At 57.9% G+C, this 24,059-nt stretch carries 18 protein-coding genes; 10 read left to right on the top strand and 8 right to left on the bottom strand.

The window, feature by feature from the left end:
- Positions 1-67 precede the first annotated feature (67 nt).
- The 6 genes from J2X72_RS03910 to J2X72_RS03885 all read right to left on the bottom strand — a co-directional run bounded on the left by J2X72_RS03910 (position 68) and on the right by J2X72_RS03885 (position 6,695).
- Complete coding sequence (locus tag J2X72_RS03910) at positions 68-934, bottom strand: carbohydrate ABC transporter permease (protein WP_209998571.1); 867 nt, start codon at positions 932-934, stop codon at positions 68-70.
- A 2-nt stretch (positions 935-936) separates the two neighbouring features.
- On the bottom strand, positions 937-2,004 hold the full coding sequence (locus J2X72_RS03905; RefSeq protein WP_209998572.1) for an ABC transporter ATP-binding protein: 1,068 nt from the start codon (positions 2,002-2,004) through the stop codon (positions 937-939).
- A gap of 9 nt (positions 2,005-2,013) precedes the next feature.
- A complete protein-coding gene (locus J2X72_RS03900) occupies positions 2,014-3,096 on the bottom strand; it encodes an ABC transporter ATP-binding protein (protein ID WP_209998573.1) in 1,083 nt (360 codons plus the stop codon).
- Positions 3,097-3,148: 52 nt separating this feature from the next.
- Complete coding sequence (glpD, locus tag J2X72_RS03895) at positions 3,149-4,699, bottom strand: glycerol-3-phosphate dehydrogenase (protein ID WP_405044635.1); 1,551 nt, start codon at positions 4,697-4,699, stop codon at positions 3,149-3,151.
- 112 nt (positions 4,700-4,811) lie between these two features.
- Complete coding sequence (locus tag J2X72_RS03890) at positions 4,812-5,576, bottom strand: DeoR/GlpR family DNA-binding transcription regulator (RefSeq protein ID WP_112529765.1); 765 nt, start codon at positions 5,574-5,576, stop codon at positions 4,812-4,814.
- Positions 5,577-5,669: 93 nt separating this feature from the next.
- Entirely contained in the window at positions 5,670-6,695 is a 1,026-nt protein-coding gene (locus J2X72_RS03885; protein WP_209998574.1) for a LacI family DNA-binding transcriptional regulator, read from the bottom strand.
- 149 nt (positions 6,696-6,844) lie between these two features.
- Here J2X72_RS03885 and denD point away from each other — a divergent pair, with 149 nt between their 5' ends.
- From denD to J2X72_RS03840, 9 genes are all read left to right on the top strand, one after another.
- Positions 6,845-7,834 carry a D-erythronate dehydrogenase gene (denD, locus tag J2X72_RS03880; protein WP_310068610.1) on the top strand — a complete coding sequence of 330 codons (990 nt, stop codon included), beginning with the start codon at positions 6,845-6,847 and terminating at the stop codon, positions 7,832-7,834.
- Positions 7,831-8,604, top strand: a complete 774-nt coding sequence (locus J2X72_RS03875; RefSeq protein ID WP_310068608.1) for an SDR family oxidoreductase — start codon at positions 7,831-7,833, stop codon at positions 8,602-8,604. Before denD ends, J2X72_RS03875 begins: the two co-directional genes overlap by 4 nt.
- A gap of 57 nt (positions 8,605-8,661) precedes the next feature.
- Positions 8,662-9,726 (top strand): ABC transporter ATP-binding protein, encoded by a 1,065-nt coding sequence (locus J2X72_RS03870; RefSeq protein WP_209998578.1) that lies wholly within the window; start codon positions 8,662-8,664, stop codon positions 9,724-9,726.
- Positions 9,727-9,850: 124 nt separating this feature from the next.
- The gene (locus tag J2X72_RS03865) at positions 9,851-11,164 is read left to right on the top strand and encodes an ABC transporter substrate-binding protein (protein ID WP_209998579.1); all 1,314 of its coding nucleotides are present in this window, start codon (positions 9,851-9,853) and stop codon (positions 11,162-11,164) included.
- A gap of 160 nt (positions 11,165-11,324) precedes the next feature.
- Positions 11,325-12,176: a carbohydrate ABC transporter permease gene (locus J2X72_RS03860; RefSeq protein WP_405044650.1), complete on the top strand. Its 852-nt coding sequence runs from the start codon at positions 11,325-11,327 to the stop codon at positions 12,174-12,176.
- A 13-nt stretch (positions 12,177-12,189) separates the two neighbouring features.
- Positions 12,190-13,089, top strand: coding sequence for a carbohydrate ABC transporter permease (locus tag J2X72_RS03855; RefSeq protein ID WP_209998581.1), 900 nt, complete (start codon positions 12,190-12,192; stop codon positions 13,087-13,089).
- 23 nt (positions 13,090-13,112) lie between these two features.
- Entirely contained in the window at positions 13,113-14,915 is a 1,803-nt protein-coding gene (locus tag J2X72_RS03850) for an IlvD/Edd family dehydratase (protein ID WP_310068599.1), read from the top strand.
- 17 nt (positions 14,916-14,932) lie between these two features.
- Positions 14,933-15,688, top strand: coding sequence for an SDR family NAD(P)-dependent oxidoreductase (locus J2X72_RS03845; protein WP_310068596.1), 756 nt, complete (start codon positions 14,933-14,935; stop codon positions 15,686-15,688).
- Between the two features lie 27 nt (positions 15,689-15,715).
- Complete coding sequence (locus J2X72_RS03840) at positions 15,716-16,555, top strand: fumarylacetoacetate hydrolase family protein (protein ID WP_209998584.1); 840 nt, start codon at positions 15,716-15,718, stop codon at positions 16,553-16,555.
- Between the two features lie 64 nt (positions 16,556-16,619).
- On the opposite strand, the gene J2X72_RS03835 is transcribed toward J2X72_RS03840, so the two are convergent.
- Positions 16,620-21,209, bottom strand: coding sequence for a translocation/assembly module TamB domain-containing protein (locus J2X72_RS03835; RefSeq protein ID WP_405044649.1), 4,590 nt, complete (start codon positions 21,207-21,209; stop codon positions 16,620-16,622).
- A 35-nt stretch (positions 21,210-21,244) separates the two neighbouring features.
- The gene (locus tag J2X72_RS03830) at positions 21,245-23,182 is read right to left on the bottom strand and encodes an autotransporter assembly complex family protein (RefSeq protein ID WP_310068588.1); all 1,938 of its coding nucleotides are present in this window, start codon (positions 23,180-23,182) and stop codon (positions 21,245-21,247) included.
- A 555-nt stretch (positions 23,183-23,737) separates the two neighbouring features.
- Here J2X72_RS03830 and J2X72_RS03825 point away from each other — a divergent pair.
- A complete protein-coding gene (locus J2X72_RS03825) occupies positions 23,738-23,974 on the top strand; it encodes an Lrp/AsnC ligand binding domain-containing protein (RefSeq protein ID WP_262294655.1) in 237 nt (78 codons plus the stop codon).
- The last annotated feature ends 85 nt before the right edge of the window (positions 23,975-24,059 follow it).

Genomic DNA, 24,059 nt, shown 5'->3' with positions numbered 1-24,059 from the left:
AATCTGGCGCTGTTCGGCTTCGGGCCGCCCGCTCGTTCGTGCAAGTGCGTCGTTCTGCACGCTCATATCAGCGCTCCGCATCGTAGTTGGTCATGACGGTGTAGAAGACCCATGACAGCAAGAGAATGATCAGGAAGTAGATGATCGACATGGCCGCGGCGGGCCCGAGGTCGAACTGGCCGACCGCCATCTTGACGAGGTCGATCGACAGGAACGTCGTCGAATTGCCGGGTCCACCGCCAGTGACGACAAAGGGTTCGGTGTAGATCATGAAACTGTCCATGAAGCGCAGGAGTACGGCGATCAGCAGCACGCGGTTCATCTTCGGCAACTGGATATAACGGAAGACCGCCCAGCGCGACGCGCCGTCGATCTTGGCCGCCTGATAGAACGCATCGGGAATGGACACGAGACCGGCATAGCAGAGAAGCACGACGAGGCTCGTCCAGTGCCAGATATCCATGATGATAACGGTGACCCATGCGTGCATCGGGTTCTGGACGTAATTATAGTGGATGCCGAGCCCTTCCAGCGTATGGCCGAGCAGACCGATATCCGTGCGGCCGAAGACCTGCCAGATCGTGCCGACCACGTTCCACGGAATGAGGAGCGGCAGTGCCATCAGGACCAGGCAGACGGGAACCCCCCAGCCCTTGCGCGGCATATTGAGCGCAATGATGATGCCCAGCGGGATCTCGATCGCAAGGATAATGAAGGAGAAGATGAGATTGCGCCCGAGCGCTGCATGAAAGCGCTCGGAGTGGAGGATTTCGTCAAACCAGTCGGTGCCAGCCCAGAAGAACTGATTGTTGCCGAAAGTATCCTGCACCGAATAGTTGACCACGGTCATCAGCGGGACGACAGCTGAAAAGGCCACGAGCAGCAGTACGGGCAAGACCATGAACCAGGCTTTGTTGTTCCAGGTTTTCTCCATGGCTATTGTCCCCCCACGCGCCAGCTATCTGCATAGATGTTGATGCCTTTTGGATCGAAGGCGATGTGCGGTTCGGCCGGAATATCCCCGCCCTCCTCGACAATGATGGCGATGTCCTGGTTTTCGAGCCGGGTCCGGACGATTTTGTGCCGGCCGATGTCCTCGACCTTGGCAATTTTTACCGGCATCCCGGTGCGCCCGAGGCGCACATATTCTGGCCGGATGCCAAGCTCGATGATCTTAGCATTGGCGGGCATCGCCGGCGAAGGCAGCTGGATCTGATGGCTGCCGATCTGAGCGATCCCGCCGGAAAGTTTCACGGGCATGACGTTCATGCCGGGCGAGCCGATGAAGTACCCGACGAAAGTGTGTTTCGGCCGCTCGAACAGTTCTTCCGGCGTGCCGATCTGCACAATCTCGCCGTCATACATGACCACGACTTTCTGGGCGAAGGTCAGTGCCTCCGTCTGGTCGTGCGTGACATAGACCATCGTGTAGCCGAAGCGCTGGTGCAACTGTTTCAACTGCGACCGGAGCACCCACTTCATGTGCGGGTCGATAACGGTAAGCGGCTCGTCGAAAAGGATCGCGTTGACATCGGAACGGACGAGCCCGCGGCCGAGCGAAATCTTCTGTTTCTGGTCGGCGGTAAGGCCGCGGGCCTTCTTTTTGGCCCAGCTGGCAAGGTCGATCATCTCCAGCGTCTCGCGCACCTTGCGATCGATTTCCGCTTCCGGAACGCCGCGATTGCGCAAAGGAAAGGCGAGATTGTCGTAAACGGTCATCGTGTCGTAAATGACCGGGAACTGGAACACCTGCGCGATGTTGCGTTCCTGCGTGGACAGGTTCGTCACGTCGACGCCGTCGAACAGCAATTGTCCGTGCGAGGGATGGATCAACCCGGATATGATGTTCAAGAGCGTAGTCTTGCCGCAACCGGACGGTCCGAGCAGGGCATAGGCACCGCCGTCTTCCCAGCTGTGGTGCACTTCCTTCAGCGCATAGTCCTTATCCGATTTCGGGTTGGGACCGTAGGCGTGGCGAATATGGTTGAGGTCGATGCGTGCCATGGCTCCCCCCTATGCCGCCAGCTTCTGGCGACGGCTGACGGAATTGCCGCTCGCGTCGAAAATCACCAGATTGCGCGGGTCGATGAAGATATCGATCTCCTCATCGGGCGCATAGATATGGATGCCATGCGTCAGCATCGTCCAACGCGCGTCGGCGAAGGAGAGGTGGACAAAGCTTTCAGAACCCGTGATTTCGGTAGCCGTGACCGTAGCTTTGAGGCCGATCTCGTCAGGGTTCCTGCGGCTCGTATTCACATGATGCGGCTGGAAACCGATCGTATATGTACCGTCGGCGAACTCCGCGAGATGTGCTGGTACCGGCAGCGCAACGCCGCCTTCAAGCTGAAATGCCTTGCCAAACTTCGCCAGCGCAATCGTGTTGAGTGGCGGATCGGCAAAAGTCTGTGCAGTTATCAGATCGTCGGGCCGGCGGAAGACATCGATGGTTGGCCCGAACTGGGTGATTCGACCTTCGGACAAGGTCGCCGTGTTGCCACCAAGCAGCAAGGCTTCGTGTGGCTCGGTTGTGGCATAGACGAAAATCGTACCGGACTCGGCGAAAATCCTCGGCAATTCCTGACGCAGTTCCTCGCGCAGCTTATAGTCGAGATTGGCAAGCGGCTCGTCGAGCAGAACCAGCTTGGCGTTCTTTACGATAGCGCGCGCCAGCGCAGTGCGCTGCTGCTGGCCGCCGGAAAGATTGAGCGGCGTCCGATCGAGGAAGGGCGTAAGTTTCAACATCTCGGCGGCCTTGCGCACTTCGCGGTCGATTGTCGCTTTGTCGGCGCCGGCCACACGCATCGGCGAAGCAATGTTCTCGTAGACCGTAAAGGCCGGGTAATTGATGAACTGTTGATAGACCATGGCGACCGAGCGCTTCTGGACCGGTACGCCTGTCACGTCCTTGCCATCGAACCAGACCGAGCCGGAGGTCGGCACGTCCAATCCTGCCATGATGCGCATGAGGCTGGTCTTGCCGGACAGGGTCGGCCCGAGCAGGACGTTCAGCGTTGCATGTTCCAAAGTCAGCGATATATCGCTGAGATGGGGTTTTCCACCCACTACCTTGGATACATTCCGCAGTTCCAACATTCTTACTCCTCCCAGAGACGGTGCAGACCTGTCTGCACCGTGTCACTCAATTCTATTCCGCCGCAATCTGACGCCGTCTATCGACCGCATTTTCCATGAAACGGTCGAGCGCAGCGGCCTCATCGCCACTTAAATGCAAACCCTTCTTTGTCCGCCGCCAGAGAACATCCTGAGCCGTCACCGCCCATTCATGCTCGATCTGATAACGCACTTCGGCTTCATAAAGGTCAGAGCCGAAATGTCTGCCAAGATCGGCGATAGAAGCGGCTTTGCCAAGCAGTGTACGTGCCTTGGTACCGTAGAGCCGGAACAGGCGATGCGCATGGCGTGCGTCGAGAAATGGATAATCGGCTTTGAGCTTCTTTAACTCCGCATCAAAAGCGGTTGCTGCAAAGTCACCGCCCGGTAGTGTTCCGGCCGCCGTCCAAGGCTTGCCGCGCTTGCCAAGCTGGTCTTCGATCTTTTCCAGCATATGCTCGGACAAGCGCCTGAAGGTGGTGATTTTTCCGCCGAATATATTGATCAGCGGCGCCAGGCCTTGGGGCGCGTCGGTCTTCAGTACGTAATCGCGCGTCGCTTCCTGCGCCTTCGAGGCACCATCATCGTAAAGCGGGCGCACGCCCGAATAGGTCCAGACGACCTGGTCGCGCTTCACCGGCTCGACAAAATATTCGCTGGCGGCAGCGCAGAGATAGTCGATCTCGGCATCGCTGATTTTCACCTCAGCCGGATTGCCGTGATAGTCCTGGTCGGTGGTGCCGATGAGGGTGAAATCCTGTTCGTAGGGAATGGCGAAAATGATGCGCCCGTCGGTGTTCTGGAAGAAATACGCGCGGGGATCGTCGAACTTCTTCTTCACGACGATGTGGCTGCCCTGCACGAGACGAACGTTGTGCGCATTGTTGCTGCCGACGACACCAGTCAGAACTTCATCGACCCATGGACCGGCGGCATTGACCAGAAGACGTGAGCGGACTTCCTCCGTCGCCCCGGTCAACCCGTCCTGCAGGGTCAGCGTCCAGTGATCCGCATCGCGGCGGGCACTGACAACTTTCGTACGTGTGCGAATGACCGCGCCGCGATCAGCCGCGTCACGGGCATTGAGCGCGACCAGCCGCGCATCGTTGACCCAGCAGTCGGAATATTCGAAGGCCTTGGTATAGAGCGACTTCAGCGGCTTGGCTGCCGGATCGCGCGTCATGTCCAGGGTGCGTGTGGCCGGAAGCTTCTTGCGCCCGCCAATATGATCGTAAAGGAAAAGTCCGAGCCGCAAGAGCCAGGCTGGACGTAGGCCAGCATGGTGCGGAAGAACAAAACGCAGCGGCCAGATGATATGCGGCGCACTGGCCCAGAGCACTTCGCGCTCCATCAGCGATTCGCGCACCAACCGGAATTCGTAATATTCGAGATAGCGCAAACCGCCATGGATGAGTTTGGTCGAGCCAGAGGATGTGCCGCTGGCAAGGTCGCTCATTTCCGCGAGGAATACCGAAAAGCCGCGGCCGACAGCATCGCGCGCAATGCCGCATCCATTGATGCCGCCGCCGATGACAAAAATGTCGTAAACCATGTCGACCAAATTGGACAATCCTGCGCTCCCCATTTCGCAACGCACCATTTCTTCGCAAGTGCGAAGGGCATACGGAAGCATTACGAAACCAATACGAAACTAAAAGGAACTATACCGCGCATGGCTGCGCCGCACAAGAGCATTGTCAGATCGAAGTTTCGATGAGCCGAACGTCCGCATCGACGCAAATCTGGCGGATTGCTTCACTCTCGCAGCGATCGGTAATGAAGGTGTGTACTTGCGAAAGATGGCCTATGCGAACGGGTGCTGTGCGCTCGAATTTGGTTGAATCAGAGACGAGGATCACATGGCGCGCATTGGCCATGATTGCTTGCGCCACCTTGACCTCGCGAAAATCGAAATCAAGCAGCGCACCGTCGCTGTCGATGGCGGACGTGCCGATGACGGCGAAATCCACCTTGAACTGACGGATAAAATCAACCGCCGCTTCGCCGACGATACCGCCATCCGACCCACGCACGACACCGCCTGCGATAACCACCTCAATGTCCGGGTAAATCCGCAACTTATTGGCAACATTGATATTATTTGTGATTATCATCAGCCCCTTGCGGTCGAGCAAGGCTTGACCTACCGCTTCCGTAGTGGTGCCGATGTTGACAAATAAGGAGGCATTGTCGGGGATAAGGTCGGCCGCGGCCCGGCCAATCGCTTCCTTTTCGCTCGCAGCAATCAAACGCCGCGCCTCATATTCCAAATTCTGGACGCCCGAGGGAAACAGCGCGCCGCCGTGGATGCGGTTGAGCAGGCGCTGGTCACACAGGTCGTTGAGATCCTTGCGGATCGTTTGCGGCGTGACATTGAAGTGAACGGCGAGATCGTCCACGAGAACGCGCCCGTGCTCCTTGGCCATTTCCAGAATTTCGGCGTGCCTGGGAGCGAGAAACATGGCGTGCGCTTTCATTTTCGTTTTTCTGCAGTCTATACGAAAACGAAAATGAAAGCTTGTGTCAATCTATGGTAAACGAACTTGGCTCATTTCCTACGCGGTTGCGCCTTCGATAATGTCGAACCCTGTATTGATGATGGTCTTTTCGGCGGGCCGCTCGCGGCTCTCAAGCAATTTTTCGGCGGCGGTTTTTCCAATCAGGAAGCGCTTCGAGAGGATCGTAGACAGAGGCATGGGCATGGCCTGGCCGATATCGAGCCCATTGAACCCAAATATACCGAGCTTCTCCTTCACGGCGATTCCCGCATGCATGCAGTGAAAAATGCCGCCCATCGCCATATCGTCATTCGGGAATACCACGACGTCCAGAGCGGGATGGGCGGCAAGGAGTATCCCCAGCGCGTCGCGCCCGGCTTTGGTCGAACTCGCGTCGGGATAACAATGTTCGGCAACCAGAGACAGGCCAGCCTCCTGCAATGCCGAGCAAAGCCCCTCATAGCGGGCACTGGCGCGATCGTCGGTCGTTACATTGTGCCTGGCATAGCCGAAGCGGCGATAGCCGCGCCGGACGAGATGTTTTCCGGTTTCATAGCCAGCCTGGCGGTGCGACATGCCAACCGCAATGTCTACAGGCTCGCCATCGATGTCCATCAACTCGGCGACCCGAAAGCGGCCATGCTCAAGATGCCGGCGCGCGGTAGGCGTGTGATGCAGGCCTGCGAGAATCACTGCTGCCGGCTGCCATGCAAGAAAGGAGACGAGAATCCGCTCTTCGATCAGCGGATCGTAGTCCGTGACACCGATTACCGGCTGAAACGCCGTTTCCATGAGCGCCGTGTGAATGCCGCGCAACACGTCTGGAAAGACTATGTTGGAAAGCGATGGCAACAGTACGCTCATCAGCGTGGACCCCGCTGAAGCAAGGCTGCCAGCGGCACGATTCGGAATATAACCAAGCTCGGTGATGGCCGTCAGCACACGCGCTCTTGTCGCATCGGCGATGGGGCCTTGAGCTCGGACAACGCGTGACGCGGTGATTTCACTGACGCCCGCAAGCCGCGCAACATCGGCAAGCGTCGGCATATCGGGACTTCGGTGAGCGTTGCGTTTGCGCGGCATTGGCACCAATCCAGTGCGATTGACAAGATTTATGACAGCGCTACCATAAAACGCTTGATGAATGCTAGTCAGTGTGCATAACTTTGCACCACGTTCTTATATATTAGTGCGACGAGCCCGGGAGGGGCTTGCAGGGAGGACTTCTTCTTATGCATGTTTTGGTGATCGGTGCAGCCGGAATGGTTGGCCGCAAATTGCTCGACAGGATCGCTGCAGAGGCCGGTTCGCTCGGCGCAGACATCGACAGACTGACACTGGTCGATGTCATCGAGCCCGCTGCACCCGAACCCCTTGCCGACATTTCCGTGACCAAGGCGGCAGACCTCTCTGACCCTGGCGTGGCGGAATCACTGATCGCAAGCCGTCCCGACATGATCTTCCATCTCGCCGCCATTGTCTCCGGTGAAGCGGAAGCGGACTTCGAAAAGGGCTACAAGGTCAATCTCGATGGCACGCGCGCATTGTTCGAGGCGATCCGGCTGGAAAGCCGAAACGCCCCCTACAAGCCCCGCGTGGTATTTGCCTCGTCCATCGCCGTGTTCGGAACGCCGTTTCCGGACAAGATCGGCGACGAGTTTTTCACAACCCCGCTGACCAGTTACGGCACGCAGAAGGCAATTTCCGAACTGCTTCTGTCTGACTACAGCCGTCGCGGTTTCTTCGACGGGATCGGGATTCGTTTGCCGACTATCTGCATTCGTCCAGGCAAGCCCAACAAGGCAGCATCCGGTTTCTTTTCCAATATCCTGCGCGAACCCTTGGCAGGCCAGGAGGCGATACTCCCGGTCGATGAGAATGTACGCCACTGGTTTGCCAGCCCGCGCGCTGCCGTCGGGTTCTTCATCCACGCCGCCACGCTCGATCTCGACAAGGTCGGTGCACGCCGCAATCTTTCGATGCCGGGGCTTTCAGCGCTCGTCGGCGAGGAAATCGCCGCGCTGCGCCGTGTGGCCGGTGAAAAGGCGGTCAAGTTGATCCGCCGCGAACCCGATGCAACCATTCAGAAAATCGTCTCCGGATGGGCGACGGATTTCGACACGACGCGTGCAACGAAGCTCGGCTTCAAGGCAGAAACTGCCTTTGATGATATCATCAAGGCCCATATCGAAGACGAACTGGGCGGGAACGTTGCGGCATGAGTAAAGAGGATTCAGGCAAGGGCAAGATCGCGCTGGTTACCGGCGGCGGTACCGGCGTCGGCAAGGCCATTACCACGGCGCTGCTTGGCGCAGGTTATACGGTCGTGATTTCGGGACGCCGCAGAGATGTCCTGGAGGATGCCGCCAGGGCATTGGGGACCGAAACAGGCGGCACCGTAAAAGCCATTTCCGCCGATGTCAGCGATCCGAAATCGGTTGCTGAGCTGTTCGACGCAATCAAATCCGATTTCGGGCGGCTCGACCTGCTTATCAACAATGCAGGGGTTAATGTTCCGAATATCCCGATGGAAGAACTTACCTTCGATCACTGGAATTCGATTGTCGGCGCCAATCTCACCGGTGTTTTCCTGTGCACGCAGCAGGCGATGAAATTGATGAAGGCGCAAACACCACGCGGTGGTCGCATCATCAACAATGGTTCGATTTCGTCCCAAACACCGCGGCCGAACTCCGCACCCTATACGGCAACGAAACATGCCGTGACCGGCCTGACCAAGTCGACAGCGCTGGACGGCAGACCATTCGACATCGCCTGCGGTCAGATCGATATCGGCAATGCCACAACCGAGATGACATCGAAGATGGCAACCGGCGTGTTACAAGCCAATGGCGAGACCGCCAGCGAGCCAACAATACCGGCGCATTATATCGGCGATGCGGTGGTGCATATGGCAAGCTTGCCGTTGGAGGCCAATGTACTGACGATGACGATCATGGCAACGAAGATGCCGCTCGTCGGACGCGGCTGATAATATTTCGACAGCGATTGAAAAACGTTGTCTCACAGAAATTTTGGAGGAGAAGGCATGGCATCGGTTGAATTCGCCAATGTACGAAAATCATTCGGGACACACCCGGTTATCAAGGGTGTCGACATCGAGATCGCCGACGGCGAATTCGTCATTCTCGTCGGGCCTTCCGGCTGCGGCAAGTCCACATTGCTGCGCATGCTGGCAGGGCTTGAGAACATCTCTGCGGGCGAGATCAAGATCGGCGGAAAGGTTGTCAACAACCTCGCGCCGAAAGAGCGCGATATTGCCATGGTGTTTCAGAACTACGCGCTGTATCCGCACATGACGGTCGCCGACAATATGGCCTTCTCGCTGAAGCTCAAGGGTGCGCCAAAGTCGGAGGTCGACAAGCGCGTGAAGCCCGCAGCAGAGATCCTCGGGCTCTCGCCGCTGCTTGACCGCTTTCCACGCCAGCTCTCCGGCGGTCAGCGCCAGCGCGTTGCCATGGGCCGCGCCATCGTGCGCGATCCGCAGGTCTTCCTGTTCGATGAGCCGCTGTCCAACCTCGATGCCAAGCTGCGCGTCGCCATGCGCGCGGAAATCAAGGAATTGCACCAGCGCCTGAAAACAACCACTGTCTACGTCACGCATGATCAGATCGAAGCCATGACCATGGCCGACAAGATCGTGGTGATGCATGACGGGCTGGTTGAACAGATTGGCGCACCGCTCGAGCTTTATGACCAGCCTGCCAATCTTTTCGTGGCAAGCTTCATAGGTTCACCGGCGATGAATATGATCAAGGGCAGGCTCGATCCGAACGACGGGCAGAAATTTACGACGGAAAAGGGCGTCGTCCTGCCTGTGGTGAAGGCACCGGAAAGCGCCAAGGGCCGCACGCTGATCTATGGTCTACGTCCCGAGCACATGACAATTGCAAATGGCGGTATCCCGGCCGAAGTGGTGGTCATCGAGCCAACCGGGTCGGAAACCCAGATGATCATGCGCGTCGGCGGTGATCTTATCACCGGTGTTTTCCATCAGCGCATCAGTGCGAAACCCGGCGAAACCGTCGGCCTGTCGATCCACGCGGAGGCAACCTATCTGTTCGATGCGGAGACGGGCAAGCGTTTGGCCTGAAGCTCGCCGGTATCTGCCAGTCGGGGTGCAGATGCCGGATACGATTCCCCGCACAGGCCCGGAATGCGGGAGCATTTCGAACAAGCCTTTCTAGTTTATCCGGTCGTTAAATGGAGGAGCATCAATGACCATCAACAGAAGACATCTACTCGGCGCATCTGCCGGGCTCGTGGCCGCAGCCGGACTGAACCGGTTCGGTCTCACGCCGGCCTTCGCGCAATCGGCGCCCGCCTATAAACCGGAAGAGGGCGCCACCCTCCGCCTCCTGCGCTGGGTGCCGTTTGTCCCGGCCGAAGAAGCCGCGTGGCTCGCCAACACCAAGAAGTTCACCGACGCCACCGGCGTTCAGGTGCGCATCGACAAGGAGAGCTGGGAAGACGTTCGCCCGAAGGCTGCCGTTGCGGCCAATGTCGGCTCGGGCCCGGACATGGTCATGAGCTGGTTCGATGATCCGCAGCAATATCCGGACAAGCTCGTCGATGTGACCGAACTTGGCGAATATCTCGGCGGAGCACATGGCGGCTGGTATCCAGGCCTCGAAGGCTATGCCAAGCGCGACGGCAAGTTCATCGCGCTGCCGCTTTGCGCCATAGGCAACGCGGTCGTCTATCGCGACAGCCACATGAAGGCGGCAGGTTTCAGCGAATTCCCGAAAGATACGGCTGGTTTCCTCGAACTTTGCAAGGCCATGCAGGCAAAGGGGACGCCAGCGGGCTTCCCGCATGGCAAGGCGGTCGGCGACGGCAACAACTATGCCCATTGGCTGCTCTGGAGCCATGGCGGCAAGATGGTCGATGAAAGCGGCACGGTGGTGATCAACAGCCCCGAAACCCTGGCATCCGTCAAATATGCGCAGGAGCTCTACAAGACCTTCATTCCGGGTACGGAAAGCTGGCAGGACGTCAACAACAACCGCGCATTCCTTGCCGGTCAGGTGTCACTGACGGCCAATGGCGTGTCGGTTTACTACGCCGCCCTGAAGGATCCGGCAATGAAGGCGATCGCCGACGACATGCGTTCGACCAATCTGCCAATCGGGCCGGTCGGTCAATCGGTCGAGCTGCACCAGACATCGACTATTTCGATCTTCAAGCACACCAAATACCCGGAGGCCGCGAAAGCCTATCTGCAGTTCATGTATCAGGCCGACAACATGAACGCCTGGATCGAGGGTGCCAGCGCCTATTGCTGCCAGCCATTGAAGGAGTTCGCCGCCAATCCGGTGTGGAAAGCCAATCCGATCCATGCTGCCTATGCCAAGGCTTCCGAAACCCTGCGGCCGAACGGCTATGCCGGTCCGCTCGGTGCAGCCTCGGCGGGAACCATGGCCGACTATGTCCTGGTCGATATGTACGCGACCGCCGTTACCGGCCAGATGACGCCAGAAGACGCCATCGCCCAAGCGGAGAAGCGGGCGAACCGCTATTACAAGGTTTAGGCAACAAGACCGGCTTCCGCTGTCCCGAAAGGCAGCGGAAGCCAACTCATCAAGCTAGTTTGGCAACCGGAGATATCCGATGACAATGACGACAACTGCGAAGCAGCCCTTGGCCTTCGGAAATATTGCCCGGAGCAATACTGCCGTGGGCTTGTTTTTCATGCTGCCGGCCGCCGTCTTTCTCCTGTGCTTCTTGACCTATCCGCTCGGCCTTGGCGTCTGGCTCGGTTTCACGGATGCGACGATCGGCAGGGACGGTATTTTCATCGGGCTCGAAAACTATCAGGCGCTCGCCCGCGATTCGGTCTTCTGGACAGCGGTGTCCAATACGATTTTCTACACGCTCATCGCGTCGATCCTCAAATTCGGTTTCGGCCTCTGGCTGGCATTGATTCTCAACGAACATCTGCCGTTCAAGTCGTTCTTCCGTGCCATTATCCTTTTGCCATGGGTGGTTCCGACTGTCCTTTCGGCCCTGGCATTCTGGTGGATCTATGATGCGCAGTTCTCGATCATTTCCTGGTCATTGATGAAACTCGGCTGGATCCATAGCCCGATCAATTTTCTTGGCGATCCCAACAACGCACGCGCTTCGGTGATCGCGGCCAATGTCTGGCGCGGTATCCCCTTCGTCGCGATTTCGCTGCTCGCCGGGCTTCAGACCATCCCGCAATCGCTGCATGAGGCAGCCTCGCTCGATGGGGCGACCGGATGGCAGCGTTTCCGCTTCATCACGCTGCCCATGCTGACGCCGATCATTGCGGTGGTGATGACGTTCTCGGTGCTGTTCACCTTCACCGACTTCCAGCTTATCTACGTCCTGACCAAGGGTGGGCCGGTCAACGCGACCCACCTGATGGCAACACTCTCGTTCCAGCGTGGCATACCCGGCGGTCAACTTGGCGAAGGTGCCGCGATTGCCGTTGCCATGATCCCGTTCCTGCTTGCATCGATCCTGTTTTCATTCTTCGGCCTGCAGCGCCGAAAATGGCAGCAAGGCGGACAGGATTGAGGAGGAAACGCACATGAGCATTACCGAACAGACCAATCCGCATGTTCTCACCGACGACGCGCAAGGCATGAGCTATCTCAATCGCCTGCCGCGGCGCATAGTCGTCCTGTACCTCCCGCTCGCGATCTTCGTCTTCGTGCTGATATTTCCATTCTACTGGATGGCGATCACAGCGGTGAAGCCGAATTCGCAGTTGACGGACTATAACAATTTCAGTCCGTTCTGGGTCGTGAAGCCGACGCTCGACCACATCAAATACCTGCTGTTCGAGACATCCTACCCAGGCTGGCTATGGAACACACTGGTCGTTGCGGTGTGCGCCACGGCGCTGTCTCTGGTGGCCTCTGTTTTTGCCGCCTATGCCATAGAGCGAGTGCGGTTCTCGGGGTCGCGCCCCGTCGGCCTGCTCATCTTTCTCGCCTATCTGGTGCCGCCGTCCATCCTGTTTATTCCACTCGCAGTCATCGTATTCAAGTTTGGCATCTATGACACCAAACTCGCGCTGATCTTCACATACCCGACCTTCCTTATACCCTTCTGCACCTGGCTGCTGATGGGCTATTTCCGTTCGATCCCGTTCGAGCTCGAGGAAAGCGCACTGGTGGATGGCGCGTCGCGTTGGCAGATACTCATCAAGGTCATATTGCCGCTGGCGGTACCGGGATTGATCTCGGCCGGTATTTTTGCCTTCACTTTGTCGTGGAATGAGTTCATCTATGCACTGACCTTCATCCAATCCTCGGAAAACAAGACTGTCCCGGTTGGCGTCCTGACGGAACTGGTGCGAGGTGATGTTTTCGAGTGGGGCTCACTGATGGCAGGTGCACTTTTCGGGTCGCTGCCGGTCGTCATTCTCTACTCATTCTTTGTCGACTATTATGTTTCTTCCATGACCGGCGCGGTCAAGGAATAGCGGACACCCAGGAGCTCCTTGCAATGACGACTTCCCACACCCCGAAAAAACTTCGCTCGCAGGAGTGGTTTGACAATCCTGACAATCCGGGGATGACGGCGCTCTATCTGGAGCGCTACCTGAACTACGGCTTGACCCGCGCCGAGCTGCAATCGGGCAAGCCGATCATCGGCATCGCGCAGACCGGCTCCGACCTATCGCCGTGCAACCGCCATCATATCGAGCTGGCCAAACGTGTGCGTGACGGCATCATTGCGGCTGGCGGAATTCCTTTCGAGTTTCCGGTGCATCCGATCCAGGAGACCGGCAAACGCCCGGGCGCCGCGCTCGACCGCAACCTTGCCTATCTTGGCCTTGTTGAAGTGCTGTTCGGCTATCCGCTTGATGGTGTCGTTCTGACTATCGGCTGCGACAAGACAACACCGGCCATGCTGATGGGCGCGGCGACCGTCAATATCCCTGCGATAGCTCTTTCCGTAGGACCGATGCTGAACGGCTGGCATCGCGGCGAACGCACTGGCTCCGGCACCATCGTCTGGAAGTCACGCGAGAAGCTTACCTCGGGCGAAATCAACTATGACCAGTTCATGGACATCGTCGCGTCGTCGGCTCCGTCCGTCGGCTATTGCAACACGATGGGCACCGCGACCACGATGAATTCACTCGCCGAAGCGCTTGGCATGGAATTGCCTGGCGGCGCTGCGATCCCGGCGCCTTATCGTGAACGCGGCCAGATTGCCTATGATACCGGCAAGCGCATCGTGGATATGGTTTGGGAAGATTTGAAGCCGTCGGATATCATGACCCGCGCGGCATTCGAAAACGCAATCGTTATCAATTCGGCCATCGGAGGCTCGACAAATGCGCCGATCCATCTGAACGCCATCGCCCGCCACCTCGACATTCCCCTCGACAATGACGACTGGCAGGCTATCGGGCATGATGTGCCGCTGCTGGTCAACCTGCAGCCGGCAGGCGAATATCTCGGCGAAGACTACCACCGTGCCGGCGGGGTTCCCGCCGTCGTTGCGGAGTTGATGAAAGCCCGCAAGCTGCCACATCCAGGCGCACTGACCGTCAATGGCCAGAGCATCGGCACAAACTGCGAAAATGCCGAAAATCTCAACACGGACGTCATCAAGACCTACGACGCGCCGCTGAAGAAGAAGGCCGGGTTTATCAACTTGAAGGGCAACCTCTTCGATAGCGCCATCATGAAGACCAGCGTGATTTCCGAAGAGTTCCGTGAGCGCTATTTGTCCAACCCGGACGATCCGGAAGCGTTCGAAGGCATTGCCGAAGTATTCGATGGACCAGAGGATTATCATCATCGCATCGACGATCCGAAGCTTGCCCTTAACGAGAACAGCATTCTGATCATGCGTGGTACCGGGCCTATCGGTTATCCGGGCGCAGCGGAGGTGGTGAATATGCAACCTCCGGCTTACCTTCTGAAGAAGGGGGTTCACGCACTGCCCTGCCTCGGTGACGGACGTCAGTCCGGAACTTCAGGCTCGCCTTCGATCCTCAACGCTTCGCCGGAAGCGGCGGTGAATGGTGGATTGGCTCTGGTACGCTCCGGCGATCATCTGCGGATCGATCTCAACAAGGGCACGGCCAATATTCTGATAGACGACGAGGAGTTGCAGAAACGGAAGGACGATCTGATCGCGGCGGGCGGTTACAAATATCCGGCAAGCCAGACCCCGTGGCAGGAAATCCAGCGCGGTATGGTCGGCCAGCTCGACGAGGGCATGGTGCTGAAGCCAGCCGTGAAGTATCAGCGCGTCGCCCAGACCAAGGGTCTGCCCCGCGATAATCACTGAGCCGGAGAGCAGAAAATATGGCGAATTCGATCAGGCGCTATGAGGGGCGGCACGCGGTCATTACCGGTGGCGCTTCCGGCATCGGCCTCAAAACCGCTGAGCGCATCGTGTCGGAAGGCGGTACGGTTTCGCTCTGGGATGTCGATGCCGCCAAGATCGATGAGGCGCGTGAGGCACTTGGATCGTCGGCAACGCACGGTGTAGTGCTTGACGTCTCGGATCCGGATCAAGTGGAGAAGGCTGCAAAGGAAACAGCCGAGAAACACGGCAAGATCGACATTCTGATATGTTCTGCCGGAATCACCGGCCCGAACGCTAAAGTTGCCGATTATCCCATCGATCAGTGGAAGCGCGTTTTCGACATCAACATCCATGGGCTTTTCTTGTGCAACCGCTTTGTCGTGCCCATCATGCAGAAGAACGGTTACGGCCGGATCGTCAATGTCGCTTCCATCGCAGGCAAGGAAGGCAACCCCAACGCCTCCGCCTATAGCGCATCCAAAGCGGCGGTCATCGGCCTGACAAAATCACTCGGCAAGGAGCTTGTCGGCGATGGCATCACTGTCAATGCGATTACCCCTGCCACGGTCGATACACCCATCCTCGAGCAGCTTAAGCCAGAATTCATCGACTATATGCTCTCGAAAATTCCCATGCAGCGCTTCGGCAAGGTGGAAGAGCTGGCATCGTTGATCACATGGATCGCCAGTGAGGAATGCTCGTTCACGACCGGTGCCGTCTTCGATATTTCCGGTGGCCGTGCCACCTATTAGTCTCTCCAATCAAGAAAAGGTTATCCCATGAAACTCTTGCGCTATGGTCCTGTTGGTCAGGAAAAGCCCGGCCTTGTCGACAAGGACGGCAAGGTGCGTGATCTGTCCGCCCACGTCAAAGACATCGCAGGCGATGCGATTTCACCCGACGGCTTGAAGAAGCTTGCTGCCATCGATCCGGCGACCTTGCCGGTCGTCAACGTAGACAGGTATGGTGCCTGCGTCGCCGGCACCGGGAAATTTATCTGCATCGGCCTCAATTACTCCGACCATGCTGCTGAAACGGGGGCAACGGTGCCCCCAGAGCCTATCATCTTCATGAAGGCGACCTCGGCCATTGTTGGTCCGAATGACAACGTTGAAATCCCGCGCGGTTCACTCAAGACCGATTGGGAAGTCGAACTCGGCGTAGTCATCGGCAAGCACGCAAAATATGTCAGCGAAGATGAAGCGATGGACCATGTTGCCGGCTATTGCCTGATCAACGACGTATCGGAGCGCGCTTTCCAGGCTGAACGCCAGGGCCAATGGACCAAGGGTAAAAGCGCTGACACGTTCGGTCCGACCGGCCCATGGCTGGTAACAAAGGACGAGATCGAAGATCCGCAGAACCTGAAGATGTGGCTCGATGTCAATGGCCATCGCTACCAGAACGGTACATCGGCAACGATGGTCTATGGCGTCAAGTATCTCGTGTCATACCTGTCGCAATTCATGAGCCTGCATCCCGGTGATATCATCTCGACAGGTACACCTCCCGGCGTCGGCCTCGGACAGAAGCCCAATGTGTTCCTCAAGGAAGGCGATGTCATCACGCTTGGCATCGAGGGACTTGGCGAACAGCGCCAGGAAGTAGTGCAGGGCTAACCAGGGTCAGGCACTCCAGAACAGTACGGTGTTGTACCCTCCCCATGGGGAGGGTAGCTCCGCCTCAATAGTCCTTTTCAAAGAACAATCCAGCGCCTGAATCTCCATTGGCACCCACTGCTCCCTTTGCTTTGAGGTTCGGCGTTATATCGAGGTTGATGGTGCCCTTGGTTGACCCTGCAGCTCCTGCCTCAACGCCGAGATAGACATTGTCGCGGATATAGCGGCCGGCACGCACCCCGGCATTGCCTTGGCTGTCAGTAACCACATCGAGGTCATCCAGCCCGGTGCTCTTGCGGAGACTGTCCAACAAGGATGAATTCGAACCACCGGCGAGTTCTGCTGCCGCCGCGGCGAGACGCGCTACCTGGAAGGCGGACAGTTCGCTGATCGAGCGGTTGAAGATCAGGCGGGCCATGACCTCGTCCTGCGGCAGTTCGGGCTGCGACGAGAATGTGATCTGCAAGTCAGAAACGCGGCCCCTTACCATGACATTCACGGTGATATCGGAGCCTTGTGTGCTGGCAACGAAGTTGATGTCCGGATCAAGGTCGCCAACCAGAGTGACCTGGCCTTCGGTGAAAGTAATGCGCTGGCCAAGAATTCCAAGGCGGCCACGAATGAGGTCGAACGCGCCAACCGGCTGGATATTGGTTGCCGGCCCGGTAAGCCGGACGGAACCGCCGATTTCCGCGTCGAGACCGCGACCCCGAATGAAAATCCTGTTGGGCGCTGTGACGTTAATATCGAGCCGCACGACGCTTGGACGTGCGGTTGGCGTTGCCACCTGTGGCTGGTCGGCCCGGGCGCGTTTCAACGTCTGCTTAACCGCCTTTGACGGATCCTTGTGCTTGACATCGATAACGGCAGACGAGCCGCCAAAGCTTTCGGGCACGGTAATTTCCGCCCGGTCGATATTGATATTGCCGGAGATAACTGGATCGCGCGTGAGAGGACCCTTGATGGCGAGCGCGCCGGTAACGGTTGCCGCAACCAGAGTGCCATCCACATAGCGCGCCTTGTCCAGTTTGATGTCGATATTGGCCGGAAAGTTGGCGGCCGCATCGGTCGAAATCGTCCCGGTTGCGCTGATGGTGCCGCCGGTCGACAGGCTGGCGTTGAAGGTACGGATGGTAACCGTCGTTCCCTCCATGCTGCCCAGCAGGGCGATGCGCTGAAGGCGGAGGTTGGACTCTGGATCGACGAGCTCGGCACCATTGGCGGAGAACATGCCTCTGATCTGGGGCTGCGCGAAGCTGCCAGATACGGATGCCGTCAGGTCGATGTTCCCTCGGGCCTGCGTGCCGCGATCCGCCAGGAAACGGTTGGCCAGCGACAAAGGAATATTGCCCGTGACATTGATACCAAGTCCAGACCCGGACACCGGAACATTGCCGCTTGCCGAAACTGTAAACCCTTGCGGGCCATCGACCTTGGCCGAAGAAAGCGTCAGCGTGTTGTTGGCAAAACGGCCGGCTGCCGCAAGCTGCAACGGGCTCAGCCCGGCCTCCTGCAGAGGCCTGGCCGAAAGTCCGGCGCCTTTCAGGTCAAACTCGGCATTGGGTCTTTGCAACGTACCGGTGACGCGGCCCCTGCCCGAAATAACGCCTGCCAGATTCTGGTTTTTGACAACGCCATTCAACGCCGTCAACGGGAAGCTTCTCAAATCGAAATCGACGCCGAGCTGTCCCTGTGCCAGAGGTACCGAGCCTCTTGCCGAAGCATCCAGCCCACCTGACCCGGTCAGATGCGCATCGACATTGAGTTGGTCTGTGGTCGAAGTTCCCTTGGCATCAAGATTGAGCGCATCGAGCCCGGCTTTTCTGAGCGCTGCCGCAGTGACCCCGCGGGCCTGCACGTCGAAATTCACGTCGGGTCTTTGCCTGGTACCCCCGACCTTGGCGGTACCATTTATCTCACCGCCAAGTCCAAGGTCAGGCTTGATGGTATTGGCGATATCGAGCGGCAATCTCTGGATCGCGACGGCAAGATTGAGCGTTTCCGCCACTTCGCCGCCGACTGTAACCCTGCCCTGCCCGACGTCGAGCACGATATTGCCAAAGGATATATTGCTACCGGCAACATTGATGGCGGCGGGCTGCACCAGCCGCGCAGCGAGCGCGCCGCGGGTAAGTTCGGCATTGGCCAGCGACAGCAGATAGCCCTTGTCCGTTGGCTGCAAGGCGCCCTGAAGTGACGTCCGTGCTCCATTGTTCAGACCGGCGTTCAACTTGAAATTGGTCGTTTTACCATCCTGCGTTGCCTGAGCGTCAAGGTTGTTGACCACAATGCCCGAGGCCGAGACATCTGATGCAGTCACGGTGCCGTCCGCGGAAGGAACCTTGAAAATGTCCTGCGCGGCCAATGCGATCGCTGCCTTGCCGACAACGATATCGTTGGCCTTGAGATTGTCGATCTGGCCTTTGATATCGACGTTCTGTTTCTCGTCGTCATGCGAGAGGGCAATGGTGGCATCGGCCTTGCCAGTCGCCTCCACCAGGAAAAGCGCCGCAGCCGTCGAGACATCGCTGGAGGCAAGCGTCAGATTGCCGTTGTAGAGGCCTTGTTTCGACTGTGTAACATCGCCGCGCAGCCGCGTTCCGCCTGCGATAAAGGAGATATTGGTCAGCCGTTTTTCGTCCTGACGCAGCGCAATTTCCGTCGAGAGGTCGGCGCGGATGCCATCAAGGAAGGCAAGCCCCGAGACCTTGCCATCGACGATGTCCTTGTAGAGCGTGCCGTTGAAGGTCAGCTCGCCCTGTGTCAGCTTGCGACCGGATAGCGTTCCTTCAGGGACCCCGGCACTAAAAGCGAGGGCGATGATATTGTCCTGACCGCGTGCGCTGCCTTTGACCTTGAGTGCGCCACCGGCTTTCTCGGAAAGCAGCGCGAGGTCTGTGAGGTCGAGGCCGAAATCGAAGTTTGCGGCACCTGTCGCGAAAGTTCCGTTGGCAGTTATCAGGGTTTGCGGATTTTCAACCCGGAAATTCTTCGCGCTCAGCCCGGCTTCGCCCCGCGCCACACCGCCAGTGATCCGCGTTTCACCCGCCAGCACCTTGTCTGCCGCCTCTATACCAAGCTTCATGCCAGTAGCATGACCATCGAGCATGAGGTCGAAGCCACCGGTAAGCGCCTCGACAAGGCCATTGGCCTTCAAATCGATCGCCCCGGCGAGATCGCGCCCTGCCAGCGCCGAAAACGGCGCGAGGCTTGAAGCCTTGACGAAAATGTCGCCCCTGTAGGCAAACTTGTCGATGGTCCCGGCCAGAGCCGTGCTGAATCCGTTCGCTGCAATCAGCGCCTGCTTCAGATTGACCGGCGTTCCGGCTTTCCAATCGCCGTTGATCTTGAGCTGGATCAATTCGCCCAAGGCTTCGGCGACATCGGCGCGCGTGGCCGTGATACCGGCGACTTCACCATTCACATCATAGGTGAGCGAGCGCGCCGTGGGATTGTCGATGTTCTCCGCGAGACCTTTAGCGACGAGATTGATGGATTTCGAGGCAAAGCTGTCCGTGCTGAAGTTGGTCACTTCGACGGTGCTCGACCAGTCATTGTTGGTGCTCGTCCCAAAACCTACAGCCAGCACGGCCTTGTCGACCGTCGTTTGCCCCCCCTTGACCGGCAAAATGACCTTCTTGCCGGTCGGATCGGCGACCGTTGCGTCGACCTTCAAGCGTTTGAGAAAGCCGTCATTCGTCGTTTCGCCATTCGCGTCGAGCAGCAGCGCGTTGCTCTTGATGTTCAAGCGGTCCAGACCCACGCCGCCGGCGTCACGCATCACGCCGTTGACGATAAGCGTCGTTTCATTGCCGAAGAAATCCCGAAACATCGGCGGGATCAGAGCGGCGATTTCACCGTTGAGATTGGTCTTGAAACCGAGCCCATCGCTCTGGCGGTCGAGTTTCGCATCGCCGGTAAGCACCCGCTTGCCTGCCGCATCGAGGGTCAGTTGCAACAGGAGATCGCTGAGCGGGCCCGAGCCTTTCAATGCGAGAGCAACCGGCGGTCTGCCTTCGATGTTGAGGAGGTTGGCAACGATGCCGTTTTCCGGCTCATTCAAGGTCAAATCGAGATCAAGCTGCTGACTTTGATTGGCATAAGCAGCCTTGATCCGGAATTCGCCGCCCGGTCCATCAAGGCGTTGCACCTGCAAGTTCGAATCCAGTGACCCATTTTCCAGCGTCAGATTGCCAGCCAGGGAAATTTCGGACTTCAAGCCAAAAACACCATCGCCAAAAGCGATCCGCCCTATATTCAGCTGCTGCAGAATCACCGCCAGCGGCAGTTCCGGCAGGCTGAAACCCTTGGCCTCCGGAGAAGGCAGGCTCTCGTCTGGCAACGGCTTGCGCAGGATATCGATACGATCGGCGGCGAGCGTATTGATATCCAGGCGGCCGCGCAGCAAGGCAAGCCGGCTCCAGACTATCCTGGCATTGGTGATCCTCAGCCAAACGCCCTCGCGGTCGGCGACCGTGATGCTGCCTATGCTGGCTTCGGAGGAGAGAACGCCCTGAATACCGGAAATGACGATCTGCCGGTTTGGTGTGGACAGCTGGTTCTGCACGAAGCTCAGAAAATAGGATTTTTCAGCCTCCGCACTTGCAGAGTCCTGGGCCTGCGCCAGGGCATCCTGCGCGAGGATCGGGCTCATAAAGAGCAGGAGAAAGAGAGCTGCGATAATCCGGGTCAAAACGCCTGTCCTATGCCAACGTAGAAAGCAAAATCGGGATCGTCGTTCGTTCGATCAAGCGGCACCGCGAAATCGAGCCGTATCGGACCGAGGCCGGTATTATAGCGCAGACCAGCACCGACGCCGAGCCGCATCTGATCGGCGAAATCTGGAAACGACTCTTCGCCAACATAACCGGCATCGACAAAGCCAACGATGCCGATCGTATTTGTCATGCGGATGCGCGCTTCAACCGAGCTTTCGACCAACGAGCGGCCGCCAATGACAAATGTTTCGCCATCGCGGGTCACGTTGACGCCGACGTTGCGATAGGCATAGCCACGGATCGAACCGCCACCGCCGGCAAAGAACAGCTGGTCCGGCGGCAGTTCAGAAACCTCGGCGCCAATGATGGAACCAAGCTTCAGGCGTCCGGCAAGAATAAAACGGTTGTCGGCATCGAAACTGTAATAGGTGCGGCCTTCGGCAGTGAATTTGGTGGCGAAATTGCCGTACTCGAATTCGTAGAAGGGCGAAACCAGTCCCTCAAGGAAATAGCCCCGTGACGGATCGACCTTGCTGTCCCGGCTGTCATAGGTGAGACCGCCGAGGAGACCGGCGGTCAAGAAATCGCGTTTGCCAAAGAAATCATCGTCAAAGCGGGACTTGGAGACAATTGCACTTATCTTGCCGGTCAGTTCATCAGAGAAAATCTGGGTGAAACCCGCTTCGGCAGTGATCGAGGTCTGAGTATAGGCATCCAGTACCTCCCGTCTGCCGATCAGGGACGAAAAGAAATCTGTATCGGGCGTGTAGACACCGGGTTTAGTGAAGGTCACGCCAAGGGTGTAATTATAATCCTCGGGACTATAGGATTGCGCGCCAATGCCGCCGATCTTGGCATCGAACCGCAGACGCTCGGCACGTCCGAAAAGGTTGCGGTGAAGCCAATAGGCATCCAGACCCGCACCGTCCAGCGTCGAGTATGATCCGCCGAGGCCGAAGCGCCGCAGCTTCTGTTCCTGCACGGCGACCGTGATCGGCAACAAACCGTTATCAGTTATCGCATCCGCTTCTTCGATGCGGGCCGAACGGAAGACTTCGAGGCGCGACAGGCGCTTTTTTGCCCGCTCGATTTCGTCCGGATCGTACTCGACGCCAGGTTGTAGACCAGTGATGAAGGCGACGAACTCGGGATCCATGCGTTCGGTGCCCGTCACCCTGACGGGACCAAAGGCGGCGCGGCGATCAGGATCGACGTCGATCGTTGCGTCGACCTTGTTGTTGTCGTGGTTCGCAAGGACATTGCGCGATACGATCTTCGCTTTCGGGTGGCCCTGCTCGCGCCACGCATCGACGGCAAGCCTTTCCGCCTTGACGATCGCCGTTGACCTTGCGATCTCGCCGGGCGCAAATCCCTGCTTTTCCGGCCGGTCGACCATGTCCTTCCGGTCGAGTGTGGGCGGGGCCATGTTCTCGATACGGGCGGTCGCGAACAGGAACTGCGGCCCCGGATCAACGGAAATTACCACGGGTGCCGGGTTGGCCAGATTAGCGTCAGGAGGAATATCGCTGGCTTCCCGCCCATCGACCTTGATGCTGATCGTCCCGCCATAGCGGCCCTCCGCATAAAGCGCGCCAAGAATGCGTCGATAATCGCCCCGCGCCTTGGCCAGCAACCCAGCAGCTCCCGAAGCAGGCTTGTCCTCGTCTGCGATGAGGCTGGAAGCCCCTTCGACCAGCTTTTTGGTGTCTTTATCTTCGCCCGAAGCAATCTCGACGGTGTATTTGTGCGGGTCAGCGATCACCGCATCAGCGTCGGCATCCTTCTTTTCGCCCCAAAGATGAATGCCGAAAAGATCGAATGCATGGGCGGGCGAAATGAGCGCCGTGCAAGCCAAAAGGGTTGCACCAAACAAACTGACCTGTGGGCGCTTAGAGCGGTTTACAGCCATATTGGATCAGTTCTATTTCTCGGATGGCGAGACAATCCACGCGGACGACGCTGGCTGACGAACTGCCTGCCCGCCAGCCGGAAACCGATAAGTCCGGGTGAATTCTGGACGAATCCATAGGGTTCCGGCGTCGTCCTATGGAAAGGCATCGGCCTTGCCGAATCCTTCGGCCTTGTCCAGGATTTGCTCCGGCAGAACGATTCAATCTGGCTGTAAACCGCTCGAAAGTCCATCAACCAGTAAAACCCCCAACTCAGACACACACTAACGCCGCGGATACGGAGAAACCTTACCTGCGATCGATAAAATTCGCCTCCCGAGCTTAAGAAAACGATAACATGGGGGGATAGGCAGGCCAACCCGCAATGGTCCAATGCGGGTTTTGCAAGCACCAGGTTGTGGCAGTACGGCCACAAAAGCGCCCCGTATGGGGAATGAGAGACATCACGTTTTGTTAGGACATTGTAATGTGCCGCGTGATTCACGCGCAATTGCGCTGCGCGCGCAAGCAAATTAGGCTATGGAGAACAGACTTGATCTCCGGAGTGAAATTTTATGAAACCCGTCTTCCTGCAGCTGCAATGCTTTCCCGGCAAAACCTACGAGGTGGCTGCTGCGCTTTTCGAACGCGAAATCGTCTCGGAACTTTATTCGACCAGCGGCGACTACGACCTGCTGATGAAGATCTACATTCCCGAGGATCAGGATATCGGCAAATTCATCAACGACAATGTGCTCGACATTACCGGCATCGCCCGATCGTTGACGACGATGACCTTTACAGCGTTCTGAACCGGGACATTAAGCCTCGTTTTATTCGCCAACGACCTTGCCTATGTAATCATTGGAAATAAAACGGCCCGGGAGGGCAACAAAC

Source organism: Phyllobacterium sp. 1468 (genome assembly GCF_031455525.1).
Taxonomy (GTDB): Bacteria; Pseudomonadota; Alphaproteobacteria; order Rhizobiales; family Rhizobiaceae; genus Phyllobacterium.
This window is presented reverse-complemented; position numbering and strand designations above follow the sequence as displayed.